The organism is Vitreoscilla filiformis (genome assembly GCF_002222655.1).
GTDB classification, from domain to species: Bacteria; Pseudomonadota; Gammaproteobacteria; order Burkholderiales; family Burkholderiaceae_C; genus Ideonella; species Ideonella filiformis.
Genome location: NZ_CP022423.1, coordinates 1,724,030 through 1,737,447 on the forward strand (window position 1 = coordinate 1,724,030; position 13,418 = coordinate 1,737,447).

The 13,418-nt window shown below is 65.1% G+C and carries 17 protein-coding genes; 15 read left to right on the forward strand and 2 right to left on the reverse strand.

Annotation, left to right across the window (positions count from 1 at the left end; translation table 11 throughout):
• Positions 1 to 47 precede the first annotated feature (47 nt).
• Positions 48 to 1,799 (forward strand): nif-specific transcriptional activator NifA, encoded by a 1,752-nt coding sequence (gene nifA, locus VITFI_RS08180; protein WP_089416527.1) that lies wholly within the window; start codon positions 48 to 50, stop codon positions 1,797 to 1,799.
• Positions 1,800 to 1,820: 21 nt separating this feature from the next.
• On the opposite strand, the gene VITFI_RS08185 is transcribed toward nifA, so the two are convergent.
• Both VITFI_RS08185 and VITFI_RS08190 read right to left on the reverse strand, forming a co-directional pair.
• Positions 1,821 to 3,239, reverse strand: a complete 1,419-nt coding sequence (locus VITFI_RS08185; RefSeq protein WP_089416528.1) for an oligosaccharide flippase family protein — start codon at positions 3,237 to 3,239, stop codon at positions 1,821 to 1,823.
• Positions 3,236 to 4,042, reverse strand: coding sequence for a hypothetical protein (locus VITFI_RS08190; protein WP_157725608.1), 807 nt, complete (start codon positions 4,040 to 4,042; stop codon positions 3,236 to 3,238). Before VITFI_RS08190 ends, VITFI_RS08185 begins: the two co-directional genes overlap by 4 nt.
• Positions 4,043 to 4,444: 402 nt before the next feature.
• Between VITFI_RS08190 and nifB the strand changes: the two genes are divergently transcribed.
• Genes nifB through VITFI_RS08260 form a run of 14 tightly spaced genes read left to right on the forward strand, consistent with a single transcriptional unit; the run spans position 4,445 to position 13,414 of the window.
• Positions 4,445 to 6,022 carry a nitrogenase cofactor biosynthesis protein NifB gene (gene nifB, locus VITFI_RS08195; protein ID WP_089416530.1) on the forward strand — a complete coding sequence of 526 codons (1,578 nt, stop codon included), beginning with the start codon at positions 4,445 to 4,447 and terminating at the stop codon, positions 6,020 to 6,022.
• A 59-nt stretch (positions 6,023 to 6,081) separates the two neighbouring features.
• On the forward strand, positions 6,082 to 6,276 hold the full coding sequence (locus tag VITFI_RS08200) for a 4Fe-4S binding protein (protein WP_089416531.1): 195 nt from the start codon (positions 6,082 to 6,084) through the stop codon (positions 6,274 to 6,276).
• Positions 6,277 to 6,286: 10 nt separating this feature from the next.
• On the forward strand, positions 6,287 to 6,679 hold the full coding sequence (locus VITFI_RS08205) for a HesB/IscA family protein (RefSeq protein ID WP_198301688.1): 393 nt from the start codon (positions 6,287 to 6,289) through the stop codon (positions 6,677 to 6,679).
• A 14-nt stretch (positions 6,680 to 6,693) separates the two neighbouring features.
• On the forward strand, positions 6,694 to 7,278 hold the full coding sequence (locus VITFI_RS08210; RefSeq protein WP_089416532.1) for a hypothetical protein: 585 nt from the start codon (positions 6,694 to 6,696) through the stop codon (positions 7,276 to 7,278).
• A gap of 16 nt (positions 7,279 to 7,294) precedes the next feature.
• Entirely contained in the window at positions 7,295 to 8,143 is an 849-nt protein-coding gene (locus VITFI_RS08215) for a 4Fe4S-binding leucine-rich repeat protein (protein WP_089416533.1), read from the forward strand.
• Entirely contained in the window at positions 8,124 to 8,465 is a 342-nt protein-coding gene (locus VITFI_RS08220; RefSeq protein ID WP_089416534.1) for a nitrogen fixation protein NifZ, read from the forward strand. Before VITFI_RS08215 ends, VITFI_RS08220 begins: the two co-directional genes overlap by 20 nt.
• A 12-nt stretch (positions 8,466 to 8,477) precedes the next feature.
• On the forward strand, positions 8,478 to 8,816 hold the full coding sequence (locus VITFI_RS08225) for a nitrogen fixation protein NifZ (protein ID WP_089416535.1): 339 nt from the start codon (positions 8,478 to 8,480) through the stop codon (positions 8,814 to 8,816).
• The gene (locus tag VITFI_RS08230) at positions 8,813 to 9,211 is read left to right on the forward strand and encodes a DUF3024 domain-containing protein (protein ID WP_198301366.1); all 399 of its coding nucleotides are present in this window, start codon (positions 8,813 to 8,815) and stop codon (positions 9,209 to 9,211) included. Before VITFI_RS08225 ends, VITFI_RS08230 begins: the two co-directional genes overlap by 4 nt.
• Positions 9,208 to 10,404: a cysteine desulfurase family protein gene (locus VITFI_RS08235; protein WP_089416536.1), complete on the forward strand. Its 1,197-nt coding sequence runs from the start codon at positions 9,208 to 9,210 to the stop codon at positions 10,402 to 10,404. Before VITFI_RS08230 ends, VITFI_RS08235 begins: the two co-directional genes overlap by 4 nt.
• A 28-nt stretch (positions 10,405 to 10,432) precedes the next feature.
• A complete protein-coding gene (nifT, locus tag VITFI_RS08240; RefSeq protein WP_089416537.1) occupies positions 10,433 to 10,642 on the forward strand; it encodes a putative nitrogen fixation protein NifT in 210 nt (69 codons plus the stop codon).
• A 12-nt stretch (positions 10,643 to 10,654) separates the two neighbouring features.
• Positions 10,655 to 10,951, forward strand: a complete 297-nt coding sequence (locus VITFI_RS08245; RefSeq protein WP_089416538.1) for a hypothetical protein — start codon at positions 10,655 to 10,657, stop codon at positions 10,949 to 10,951.
• A gap of 4 nt (positions 10,952 to 10,955) precedes the next feature.
• Positions 10,956 to 12,227 carry a DegT/DnrJ/EryC1/StrS family aminotransferase gene (locus VITFI_RS08250; protein WP_089416539.1) on the forward strand — a complete coding sequence of 424 codons (1,272 nt, stop codon included), beginning with the start codon at positions 10,956 to 10,958 and terminating at the stop codon, positions 12,225 to 12,227.
• Positions 12,228 to 12,248: 21 nt separating this feature from the next.
• Positions 12,249 to 13,112, forward strand: coding sequence for an SIR2 family NAD-dependent protein deacylase (locus VITFI_RS08255; RefSeq protein WP_089416540.1), 864 nt, complete (start codon positions 12,249 to 12,251; stop codon positions 13,110 to 13,112).
• Complete coding sequence (locus tag VITFI_RS08260; RefSeq protein ID WP_089416541.1) at positions 13,109 to 13,414, forward strand: 2Fe-2S iron-sulfur cluster-binding protein; 306 nt, start codon at positions 13,109 to 13,111, stop codon at positions 13,412 to 13,414. Before VITFI_RS08255 ends, VITFI_RS08260 begins: the two co-directional genes overlap by 4 nt.
• Positions 13,415 to 13,418: the final 4 nt, after the last annotated feature.

A 13,418-nucleotide genomic window follows, 5' to 3' on the forward strand; every position in this document is an offset into this window, starting at 1 on the left:
GGGGCGGTGGTTTCATTCGCAGGCCCGTGGTTTCCAGGAGGTACCGCATGATTCACCCGATCCACCAAGAGCGTTCCCATCTGGAACTCAGCACCATTTACGAGGTTTGCCGCATCCTGGGGGACTCGCTGGACATCAGCCGAACCTTTCGCGCTGCCCTGAACGTGCTGGCCGCACAACTGGGGTTGACCCGCGCCATGATCGTTTTTGGTGATGAAGAAGGCACCTTGAAAGTGCATAGCGCCGTGGGCTTGAGCCGCGACCAAGAACAGCGCGGGCGTTGGCACAGCGGCGAAGGGGTGATCGGGCGGGTGCATTTGTCGGGGCTGCCGGTGGTGGTGCCCAACGTGTCGGGCAGCGATGAGTTCATCGACCGTACCGGCGCCTTTGGCCCGCAAGAAGGCAAACGCTTGGCGTTCTTGGTGTTCCCTTTGAAGGCCGATCAGCAAACGCTGGGCGTGTTGGCGGCCCAACGTGAGGTCGAAGGGGTGGCGCGGCTGTCGGACGATCAGCGCATCCTCACCATGGTGGCCACGCTGCTGGCGCAATCGTTCGCCCTGCACCGGGCGGTGAGCGAGGAACACCAGCGCCTGCAACTCGAAACCACGCGGCTGCAAAAAGCACTGACACGCGAGAACATCACCCGGCGTTATTCGATTGACAACGTCGTTGGCCAATCGCGGCGGATGCAGCAGGTGTTTGCCGAGGTTCACCAAGCGGCGCCGTCGCGTTCCACGGTGTTGCTGCGCGGCGAGTCGGGCACTGGCAAGGAGGAGGTTGCCCGGGCGATCCACTACCTGAGCCCGCGCAAGGATGGGCCGTTCATCAAGGTGAACTGCGCGGCGTTGACCGAATCGCTGCTCGAATCCGAGCTGTTCGGCCACGAAAAAGGCGCGTTCACGGGCGCAGTTGGGGATCGCAAAGGCCGCTTTGAGCTGGCCAACGGCGGCACGCTGTTCCTCGACGAAGTGGGGGACATTTCGCCCGCCTTCCAAGCCAAACTGCTGCGCGTGTTGCAAGAACGGGAGTTCGAGCGCGTGGGCGGGACGCGCCCGGTCAAGGTCGATGTGCGGCTGATTTGTGCCACCAACCGCGATCTGGAGCGCATGGTGCAGCGCGGTGAGTACCGCGCCGATTTGTATTACCGCATCAACGTGGTGAGCATTTTCTTGCCGCCGCTGCGCGAGCGCCGGGACGACATTCCGCTGCTCGTGGCCCACTTCATCGACCGTTTCAACAAAGAAAACCGCCGCGAGTTGAAGGTCACGCCCGAAGCCATGCAGGTGCTGGCCAACTGCTATTGGCCGGGCAACGTGCGCGAGCTGCAAAACTGCATCGAGCGTACGGCGACGATGGTGCAAAGCAGCGTCATCCGCGATTTGGCTTTCCCTTGTCGCAGCAACCGTTGTTTAACGCAGACCTTGCACCACATCGACAAAGAAGATGCAGTCGCCCCCGCCAATGCCACCTCGGTGATTCACTTCGCAGGCCGCGTGAACCCAGCGCCGACGCCCGTACCTGCACCCGCGCCACCGCCAGCAGCGCCGATGTGGGGTGAAGAGGAGGAGGACGATGACGACGTGGTGCGCATCGGCCCGACCGAGCGTTTGGGCGATGCCTCGGTGCTGCCCGCTCGCCAGTTTGGCAACGAACCCCCCAGCGGCGAACGTGAGCGCCTGATCTGGGCCATGGAGCAGTGCGGGTGGGTGCAAGCCAAAGCGGCGCGGCTGCTCAAGGTGACGCCGCGCCAACTGGGTTATGCGCTCCAGAAGCACCGCATTGAGGTGCGCAAGCTGTAGCGGGTGTCGGGCGGGGCGGGTTCAGCGGTGCAGCACCTGGGCCAAGAAACCCAGGGCGCGATCCATGCCCAGGCCGACCACCGCGCCACCCAATGCGGCGGGGATGAGCAGCAAGTCGGCGCGCCAATCCAGCAGGCCGTGGCGCCAGCGATACCAGTAAGCCAGCGGCCAAGCGGCGTATTGGCTGGCGGCAACCCCCATCACGGCACCGGGCACGCCCCCCCAGTGGAAACCGGCCCACAGCCCCAGGAACAGTGCTGCAACGCGGCAGGATTGGGCCAGCATCGTGTACTTGGGTTGGCCGGAGGACATGTAGCACTCCTCCACCACCTGGTTGCGTCCACCAATGAAACCCAGCGCCAAGATCGCCAGCAGCGGCCCAACGCCGGTGTAACGGGCGTCGTACAGCAGATTCACCAGCGATTGGGCGCACAGCGCCAAGGCCACCATGCTGCTGACCAAGGCCAAATCGAACAGGCGTTGCATGCGCAGAAACACCCGGGGCAAGTCGTGCGGGCGTTCGCGCACGGTTTCACTCAAGGCAGGAAAAATCACCTTGCCGCCCAAGGTCTGCAACAGGCTCCAAGGCAAGGTGGCCAAGGTGTAGGCGATGGCGTACAGGCCAAACGTGGTGGCATCAACCAAACCGCCCAAAATCATGCGGTCCGCGTGCATACCGAAGAAACCCAGGGCGGTGGCCGGCAAAATCCAGCGGGCATGGCCGAGCAGCTCCCGCCGGGCGGCGGGCTCCATCATCCAACGCTCGGGCGGGCCAGAGAGCCAACGGCGTTGCAAGATCATCGCCAAGCTCATGGCCGTCAGGGTGCCGGCCAGCAGCGTCCAGTGCGAGCGGGTCAAGTAGGCCATCGGAATCATCACCGACACCGAGGCCACTTGCGTGACGATGGACATCTTGGTCAGCGTGGCCTGTTGCATGTGGCGGTGCGCCACATGCACCCGCATCGACTCCAACCCCACCAGCACCATGAAGATCGACATCACCGCCAACATGGGCGGCAAGTGGGCGTCGCTGTAAAGGTTGTCCCCGTTCAACCAGCCCTGGGCTTGGGCCAGCGCCAAGCCACCGCCCAGCAGCAGCATCAACACCGCCAGCACCAAGCCCCGGATCATTTGGATCGTCCAGGCGGTGTTCATGAAGTCGGGTTCATCGCCACGGGGGCTTTGCACCACGGTGCGGCTCACGCCCATGTCGCTGAACAAGCCCAGCGCGACGATGAGCGTCCACATCAGCGCCACCAGGCCATAAGCCTCTGGGGTGAGCAGCCGCGCCAGCACCACGTTGCTGACGAGGCGCGTGCCCAACGAGGCCACTTGTTCAATCACCAACCACATGGCCACCCCGCGCATGCGGTCACTCAGTCGGGCGCGGGGGGGGGCGGTGGTGTTGGAGGTGTCGGTCACGGGTTCAGGTGCATTCACGGGGTGGTCTGAAGAAAAGCCCCGCACCCTTCGAACAATTCAAAGTCACGCACGGGATGACCCCAGCGGCGCAGCATGGCCAACGCATCCGAGGTCGTGAAGAAGTCAGAGAATTTTCCCAGGATGCTGCGTTTCAGGAAGGGAAAACCGTCTTCTACCAATTCGTAAGGGTAGGCCATGGTCAGATCCATGTCGTCGCGCAGGGGGCTCCACAGGGTGCCCACCGAACCTTGCTGCGAAAGATGGCGAGCCAGGCGAGTTTCCTGCACAAAAGCCACCGCGCTGTGCTGGTTCAAGCAGTGAGAGCCCGGCACCACTTGGCTGAGTGCTTGCATCAACGAGGCATCCAGGGTGCGCAAAAACAAGGCATAACTTTGGATGTGCGGCTCGATGATGAAACAGGACGCGAACCCCGTCACGCGCCAAGGCGTGTGGCGCACCAGCTCATAGACCGAGTGAAAGGGGCCGAGCAGGCTGTCGTTGAGCCACAGCACGTCGCAGCCGGGCGAACGGCCCAGCAAGTGCTGCAACGCAGGGCGCAGACCAGACAAATCAAAGCCGTGCGGTTCTTTCCACAGCAGAGCGCTGGCGCCATGTTGGCGCCATTGCGCCACCACAGCCGTGCTGGGGCGTTCGGCGCAGGCCAGCACCACCAAGACGGGCCAGCCATCTTGGCGCAACTGCTGCACGGTGAAGCGGTGTTGGTCAAAGGCGGCGCCGCTGAGGCTGTAGACGAAGTAAACCGCCCAGCGTGGGTGGGCCTGGGCTGGAATCAACACGTCCGAGCGGGGGGGCGGGCGCATGGATTCAATCTGGCGCTTGAGGCGTCGCAGGCGCAGGTGAAAGCTGGGGCGATGCACCGGGAGCGGCTGGTTGCGGCGCCACCTCAGCTCATGGGCATGAGGCGGGGGGGGAGGGTGAACAGGGCTGCTCATGGCGCTTTGGCGAGGGAGTAACCCCTTGATTAAAGGATGCAACGTCCTCGGATTTTGATATATAGCAAACTGATTTTGCGAGCACCTGATGTTTTCGTTGCATCACATCCACACGCCATGGGCGGGGTTTGTGTCGCATTTGTCGTGACCGGCACAGCCGTGCTTCGGGATATTGAAGCGTCAATGGGCTAAAGCCTTGATTTAGAACAACAATCCTCCTGGCACGGCTTTCGCAAAGGGGAAGACATCTGCCACCACGCGAGGTGTCCCATGTCTACCAACACGACGTTTGTTTCGTTGAGCGGCCTGAAGAAAGGCCGTCAAGCGGTCAGTGAAGTCATCGAGCTGGAGGGCGGTTGCTCCACCTCGGGCGGCTCGGGCAAGTCTAGCTGTGGTTCCTCGGCGGGCCCGGAGGACATGCCTCCCGAAATTTGGGAGAAGATCAAAAACCACCCCTGCTACAGCGAAGAAGCGCATCACCACTTCGCCCGCATGCATGTGGCGGTGGCACCGGCTTGCAACATCCAGTGCAACTACTGCAATCGCAAGTACGACTGTTCCAACGAATCCCGCCCCGGCGTGGTGAGCCAAAAGCTCACGCCCGATCAAGCGGTGAAGAAGGTGCTGGCGGTGGCCAGCGAGATTCCGCAGATGACCGTGCTCGGCATCGCGGGCCCCGGCGACAGCTTGGCCAATCCGAAGAAAACCTTCGACACGATGCGCCAGCTCGCCGAAACCGCGCCGGACATCAAACTGTGCATCTCCACCAACGGCCTGGCGCTGCCCGACTTGGTGGACGAGATCTGCAAGTACAACATCGACCACGTCACGATCACCATCAACATGGTCGATCCGGCGGTGGGCGAGAAGATCTACCCGTGGATCTTCTACAACCACAAGCGTTACACCGGCTACGAGGCGGCCAAGATCCTGCACGAGCGCCAGATGCTCGGCCTGGAAATGCTCACCGCTCGGGGTGTGCTCACCAAGATCAACTCGGTGCTGATCCCCGGCATCAACGATGAGCACCTGATCGAGGTGAACCGCGAGGTGAAAAAGCGCGGTGCCTTCTTGCACAACATCATGCCGCTGATCTCCGAGCCGGAGCACGGCACGGTGTTCGGCCTGACCGGCCAGCGCGGCCCGACCGCCCAAGAGCTGAAGGCCGTGCAAGACGCCTGCATGGGCGGCGCCAACCTGATGCGCCATTGCCGCCAGTGCCGCGCCGATGCGGTCGGCCTGCTGGGCGAAGACCGCAGCGAGGAATTCACGCTCGACAAGATCGAAGCGATGGACATCCACTACGACCTGGACAAGCGCCGCGCCTACCAAGAAAAGGTGGAGCAAGAGCGTCAAGCCCAGCACCAAGCCAAGGTGGATGCACTGTCCGCCGCGTTCGACGAGCAGCTCGCCGGTGTCGATGCCGACATGAAGGTGTTGGTGGCCGTCGCCACCGAAGGCCACGGCAAGGTGAACCAGCATTTCGGCCACGCGACCGAGTTCCAAATCTACGAAGTCGGCCAAGGCCAGGCGCTGTTCGTCGGCCACCGCCGCGTCGATTTGTACTGCCAAGGCGGCTACGGCGAGGACGAGCAACTGCCCAGCATCGTCAACGCCATCAACGATTGCCACGCCGTGCTGGTATCCAAGATCGGCGCGTGCCCGCGTGACGAGCTGAAGGCCGCCGGCATCGAACCGGTGGACGAATACGCCCACGAGTTCATCGAAAAGGCCGCCCTGAATTGGTTTGCCGACTACCGCCAGCGCATTGCCAGCGGCCAAGTCGTGCATGTGCCGCGTGGCGACGCTCGCATCCGCCAAGGCGCCTACACCGCCGAAGCCGCCTGACGCCCTTTCCACCCCCGAACACCTTTGTTCACCCCCGCCAACCGCCAAGGAGAACCCTCATGGCCCTGAAGATCATCGCCTCCATGTGCAGCGGCTGCTCGGCTTGCGAGCCCGAATGCCCCAACGTCGCCATCCGTGAAAAGGGCGGCACCTTTGTGATCGACCCGAAGAAATGCACCGAATGCGAAGGCCAATTCGATTCGCCGCAGTGCATCGCGGTTTGCCCGGTGGACGGCTGCATCAAGAAGGTCTGAGGAACACACCATGATCCTGCCCAACGTCACCGTCTCGCCTGCGGCTGAGAAGTTCATCCGCCGCATGGTTCGCTTCTCCGAGCACCCCACCGGGGGTTTCCGCCTGACGGTCACGCCGGGCGGGTGCTCGGGCTACAGCTCGGAATTCACCGTTGAAGCCGCCCCGCGTGCCGGGGATGCCGAAATGAGTTTCGGCGGGGTGCGTGTGTTTTTGCCCGCTGAAAGCCGCCTCGTCATGGACGGCTTGACCATGGATTTTGAAGACACGCCCACCCGCTCCGGCCTGACCTTCTTCAACCCCAACGCCGCGCCGTGCGCGTGCAGCAGCTCGGGGGATGCGGCGGCCACCAAGCCGGCGCAAGCCACTGTGTCGCTGTCGTCCATCAAGCGCGTGGGCGTCTGACGGAGCGCGCCGCCATGTTCAGCCCCGACGACCTGGATTTCGATGCCGCCGTGCTCGGCCAGCGCTTGCCGGTGGCGGTGGAGGCGGCGCTGTCCGAAGCCGGCGCGCATCGCTCGGATGCGGTGCGGGCCATGGCGGCTTTGATGCGTGCTCAAGCGCTGGCGCCGGAACATCCGGCGGTGCTGATTGCGCTCTACCGTCACCATTTTTACGGCCACCGCCTGGCCTTGGCGCGTGATGTGGCGCGCCGTGCGCTGCGGGTGGGGGCCATCGCCTTGGGCTTGCCGGAGTGCTGGCGCGACATGCCCCGGCGTGCTCTGGCCGGTGCCAAAGACGTGCCGGCGGTGCGGTTCTACCTGTTCACGCTCAAGGGCTATGCCTATTTGAGTTTGCGGCTGGACGACCCCATCGAAGCGCGGGATGCCCTGGCCTTGTTGCGCCACCTCGACCCCGACGATTGCGTCGGCGGTGCGCTGATTGAAGCCGTGCGCCAGCGCGCCCTGCTGGGCAACCTCGATGACGAGGACGACGCACCCCCGGCGCCCGCCGTGTTTGGTGCTGCCGCCTGGGCGCGGCTGGCGCCGCACATTTCAGCCTGACGCGGGAGCCACGACGATGACACCCGCGCACGCTTCCCCTCCTCGCAGTGGCCGGGCGCCGGCGGGGGACATTCCGATGTTGACCTGGCAAGGCCAGCCCATCGACTGCGCCACTTGCCCCCATGCCGACATGCGGGCCGAGCAGGGCGTCGAAAACGGTTGCGAGCGCGGCCACAGTTGCGTGCAGGACGCTTATGCGCGGCGCATCGACCGGTTTTTCCGCGCCCACCGTGAGCTGGCGAACCAGCATCTGGATCACCCGTACTTTGAGGTGCGGGCGATTGCGGCACGCTACGCCGACCTCTTTCACCTCACCCCGTTGCTGCGCGACGAGGATGAAACCGTGCGCCTGCAAGTGGCGCTGCGCGTGCCGCAACGCCACCTGTTGACGCTGTGTGACGACCCGCACCGCGAAGTGCGCATCCGCGTGGCCCAGCGTTTGGACGAAGGCCAACTCAGCCGCTTGTTGCACGACCCGGATTACGAAGTCCGCACCGTGCTGGCCCGGCGCCTGCCGCTGGCGCTGCTGCCGCTGTTGGTGGCCGATGCCGACACCCAGGTGCGCCGCGCCGTGGCCGAGCGCATCGAGATGCCCGCGCTGTGGCGCTTGGCCGATGACCGGGCGCCGGAAGTGCGCCGCATCGTCGCTCGCCGGGCGCCGCCGGGGTTGCTGGCCGCGCTGGCCTGTGATGACGACTGGGGCGTGCGCTGGCAAGTGGCCGAACGGCTCGATGCGCGCCAGCACGCCGCCTTGTTGCAACGCCTGACGCAGGACGAAGACCCCGAAGTTCGGGCGATGGCGCACAGCCGTTTCGCCCCGATTCCTTTTGTTGCAGGAGCGCCCCATGGTGGACATCGCCCGTGAAGACGACGATGACGTGATCGAGATCGCCTTGCCGCCGCGTTTTGACATCGGCGAGCGCGTCATCAGCCGCAACGTGATCCGCAACGACGGCACCTACCCCGGCAAAGACATCGGCGATTTGCTGGTGCAGCGCGGCGATGTGGGTTACGTGCGCTCGGTGGGCACCTTTTTGCAGCAGTTTTACATCTACGCCGTCGAGTTTGCCGACCGGGGCGTGCAAGTGGGCATGCGTGCCAAGGAGCTGTGTACCTTGGACAAGCTGCCGCCCGAGGTGCTCGAACGCCTGGGCGAGCGGGCCCAAGAACTGAGTTCGATGCGTTGAAGGAGCACCACCATGTTTGATCTGCGTGAACCACGTTATCCCTGGGGCTTGCGCGTGCAGGCGCTCAACAACCTCGTCAACGACGGCAGCCATCCGGACGCCGCCCCCGGCGCCCTGTTGGTGAGCGCGGGCGACGAGGGCGAGATCGTCAACGTCGGCCACCACAACGAGGCCAACATCCCGGTGTACTTGGTCGAGTTCCAAGGCGGGCGGGTGCTGGGTGTGCTCGAAGAAGAGATCGCCCCTTATGGCGAGGTGGAGTTCGAGGACGTGCCCGAGGAGGAGTTGGTCGCCTTGGCTGCGGCCCTTCAAGCCGAAGCCGCCGCTGCTGCGCCCGAGGCCAGCCCATGAACGCCACCCGCCTGCCTCCCGCCTCGGGCCTGCGCCAGCCGCAGGACACCGGCAGCGCCATCGGGCAGGTGTTTGTGCTCGACCGGGTGCGCATCGAAGTCGCACTCGAAGGGCGCAGCCGCTACAAGTACGTTCACCCGAAAGTGCTGCGCGAGGGGTTGGGCTGGAAGATCGTCAGCCCCAACTGCTCGCGCAATGTGGACAAGGCCGGCGGGTGGATCGACATCGCTTGGCTGGTGCCGACGCAGCCGCCTGACAGCGGTTTGCCTTCGGCCTGGCTGTTGCATGCGCGGGATCACGTGGCCGGCACCTGGGTGCCCAAGCTGCGCGCCGCGACCTTGGCTGAAGCCCTGGAGCGCCTGGTGCGCGACGAACAACGGGAGTTTTGGGTATGAGCACCCTGGCTGCGGCGCTGCCGCCGGTCTACCTCGACCACAACGCCACCACCGCCGTCGCCCCCGAAGCGGTGCAAGAAATGATCGACGTGCTGGAGCGCGTCTGGGCCAACCCCTCGTCCACCCACGGCCCCGGCCAAGCCGCCCGCCGTTTGCTGGCCGATGCACGCAACCGCGTGGCCACCTTCTTGGGCTGCCAAGCGACGGAGTTGGTGTTCACCAGCGGCGCCACCGAGGCGAACCACATCGCTTTGCTGGGCGCACTGGCGCGAGGCAAGGCCGAAGGATGCACGCGGCTGGTGCTCTCAGCGGTGGAGCACCCTGGTTTGCTGGCGCTGGCCGCCCGGCTGCGCAGCGAGGGCACGCCGGTGGAGCTGATCCCGGTGAACGCCTCCGGCCAGCTCAACCTGGAAGCCGCCCGCGCCTTGCTCGGCCCGGACGTGGCTTTGCTCAGCGTGATGGGCGCCAACAACGAAACCGGCGTGCTCATGCCCGTGCGTGAGTTGGCCGAACTGGCGCGGGCGCAGGGCGTGCCGTTCCATGTCGATGCCACGCAGTTGGTGGGCAAATCCGGGCTGCGGTTTGATGCCAGCGGCGCCGATCTGTGGTCGCTCTCGGCGCACAAGCTGCACGGGCCCAAAGGCGTGGGCGCGCTGCTCATTCGCCGGGGCCTGAGCTGGCCGGCGCTGCAAGCTGGGCGCCAAGAGCGCAACCGTCGCGGCGGCACCGAGAACCTGCCCGGCATCGTCGGGTTTGCCGCCGCCGCCGAACGCGCCGCCCGCACCCTGGCCGATGACTTGGCCCACCTGCGTGCCCTGCGCGATCAGTTGGAGGCCAGCCTCAAAGCCTTGCATCCAGCGGTGCAGATTCATGGCGATGGCGTGGCGCGCTTGCCTAACACCGTCTGCCTGCGCTTCGGCACGCTGGACGCCGAACAGGTGCTGAACAAACTGGAGCGCGCCGGCGTGGTCGCGTCCAGCGGTGCGGCGTGTACCGCCAGCGGCACCCAGCCTTCGCATGTGTTGTTGGCCATGGGCGCCACGGCTTTGGAAGCCAAGGCCAGTGTGCGCCTGTCGCTGGGCCGGCACACCCAGGAGCGCGAGATCGCGCACACCGTGGCGGTGGTGCGGCGCGTGATCGTGCCGCTGCTGGCCGCCGCCGATGTCGATGTTGAAACGCGGATCGCCGCGTGAACCACCCTTCATTCCCAGGAGTTCTGCCATGAAAGTCATGATCCGCCGCTCTTCCGCTGGTGTCCTCTCGGCCTACGTGCCCAAGAAAGACTTGGAAGAACCCGTGGTGTCGCAAGAAAAGCCCGGCCTGTGGGGCGGCACCATCACCTTGGCCAACGATTGGGTGTTGGCCCTGCCCGAGATGCCCGAAGGCACGAACCTGCCCATCACGGTGGAAGCCAAAAAGGTCGCGGACTGAGGCCCATCCACCATGGACAGCACCCCTTCTGCCCCCGCCGTCCCCGCCGCTCCGGCGACGGGCTCCCTGGCCGAAGCCTTGGCTTTGGTCGATGCTGCCCCCAGCGTGCGCGAAGCCGCCACCCGGCTGCGTGAACGCTACGCCCCGCTGCGTGTGATCGTCGTGGATGCCTTTGACATGCGCCATGAAACCCCCGCCGCCGTCGGCCAGCGCCGCTTGTTGTGGGGTGCTGTGAGCGATGGCCATTGCTGGCAGGTCAGCACCGATCTGTCGTCCCTCCAAGGGTTTTATGTGGCGGACAAAGGGTGACCCCATGAGCGACAAACCACACATCACCCCCGTGCCCGGCGCCGGCGCGGGGCTGGCCGATGAGGACGCCGAGCGCATCGGCCCCGATGGCCTGGTGGCCGACGAGCGCCCCGAAACCGACGAACTGTTGGGCGACGATTGGATCGCGCTGTCCGACCCGGACATGTCCGAGCTCGAACAGCAACTGGTGCAAGCCGCGCTGGGCGGCTCACGCCTGACCCACGGGCCGATGGTGGCGCGTTTTGAAAGCAGTTTCGCCCAGTGGCTGGGGCGCAAACATGCGGTGTCGGTGTCCAGTGGCACGCTGGGGGTGTTGCTGGCGCTGCGGGCGCTGGGCATCGGCCCGGGCGACGAGGTCATCGCCTCGCCGCATGGCTGGCACCAAGTGGCGCAGGCCATCACCCTGGCGGGCGCGACGGTGGTGTTTTCGGACATCAACTACTGGTCGGGCTGCCTCGACCCGGTGCGGGCGGAGAGCCGCATCACCCCGCGCACCAAAGCGATTTTGGCGGGCAACGTCAACGGCCACCCGGCGGCGTGGAGCGCCCTGCGCGAGCTGGCCGACGGCCACCGCTTGGCGCTGATCGAAGATTCCACCGAGGCCATCGGTTCGCTTTACAAAGGCCGCAAGGTGGGCCGTTTTGGCGACGTGGCGGTGTTCGACTTCTCGCAACCCAGCGCGCTGTGCTGCGGCGAGGGCGCCATGGTGGTGACGGACGATGACCGTCTGGCCATTGAGCTGCGTTACCTGCGCCAACGCTCGGTGAAGGATCGCAACTCGATTTCGGTGGGCGCACGCGTGCCGCTGCAAGCCGGCATCAGCGAGCTGACCGCCGCGCTGGGCGTGGCGCAACTGGCGCGCATCGACGACATCCTGGCGCGGCGCAAAGAGATCGAAGCCATTTACCTGGCGGAGATGAACAGTTTTGAGGGCATCAAGCCGCCGTACATCGGGCCGGATGTCGATTTGGTGCATTGGATGGTGTGGGTGGTGCATTTGGGCACGCGCTTCACGGCCAGTGCGCGCAAGCAGATCGTCGAAGACTTGGCGTCCGAGCACATCGAAGCGGCGCCGTACTGCAAGCCGCTGCACCAGCAGTTCTTCTACCAGCAGCAGGGCTGGCAGCGCGGCCAGTTGCCCTTGGCCGAACGCATCGGCGACCGGGCGCTGGCGCTGCCTTTCCACGCCCATCTGGACGCTGACGAAATCCATTTCCTCGTCAGCACGCTCAAGGACACGGCCACCAACGTCGGGGCCGGAGCCGCCATTTACTGATCCTTTGTTTTGGAGCCCGCCATGAGCCCCCTGCCGACCTTCCCCACCGTGGCCGAATTGCCCGCCGATGTGCCCCTGGGCCTGTTGAACGGTGCGCTGGCCCCGTACCTCGGCCCCGGTTTGTTGAGCCTGTGCGACAACGTGCCGGTGCCAGCCGATCCGCAAGCCCTGGTCAACCTGCTGACGGCGCGCAACAGCGTGCCCGGCAAAATCAAAAACAAGCTGACGCAAGCGGCGCAGTTCATCGAGAACTTCAAGCACCGCAAAACCCTGGTGGCGGGCATGGACAGCGCCTACGCGGCCTGCCCGGTGCCCTCGGCGCTGCACCACTGGCTGGCCGCCCTGCCGACGCCGCTGCTGGTGGACACCTGGTACGACGACACCGTGCGCGCCGCCCTGCGCAGCCGCGACGATTGGGCCGAAGTGCAGGGTCTGTCACAAAGCGAGCATTTCGGCACCTGGACAGGCTGGTATGCCGCCGACGGTTCCGCCCTGGCCGACCCGGCTGAAAGCGTGCGCACGGTGTTTTACAAACCGTGGGGCGGCCACGCGCCGGCCAGCAACTACCTGATTTCCGATTCGGATTTCGTTGAAGTGCTGACCGAGATCGACATCCAAACCCCGATCCCGCAGACGGTGCAAGAGCGCCGCAGCGAGCTGGGGTTTGTGTTCCTCGGTTGCCGTTTCAACGACCAACTGGCGCGCAGCTTTGCACGCCAGATCATGAAGCGTTCCAAAGGGCCGCACTACGCCGTGCTGCCCGAGGAGCCGACGCGCATGGAAGCGCGTTTCTTTGAGGAGCAGGGCATCACCCGCATTGCCTTGCCCTTGGCCGATGTGGCCGCTGCGTTGTGTTCTTCTTCCACCTTGAGTTTTGCACCATGACCACGCTCACCATCCTGCCCGCCGGTGTCACCACCGAAGTTGAAGCCGGCACGCCCTTGCTCCAAGCCCTGATCAACGCCGGGCAGCAATTGATCACCAAGTGCGGTGGCAAAGCCAGTTGCGGCGCGTGCCATTTGTTTGTCACCCAGGGGCGCAAAGGCGTGTCCAAGCTGACGCCAGCGGAAAACGCCAAACTCGACACCCTGGTCGGCATCGGCAACAAAAGCCGTTTGGCTTGCCAAGTCACCGTGCTGGGCACCGAGCCGGTGACGGTGGAGTTGCTGGGCGCCTTGTCGGGCTGAGGCC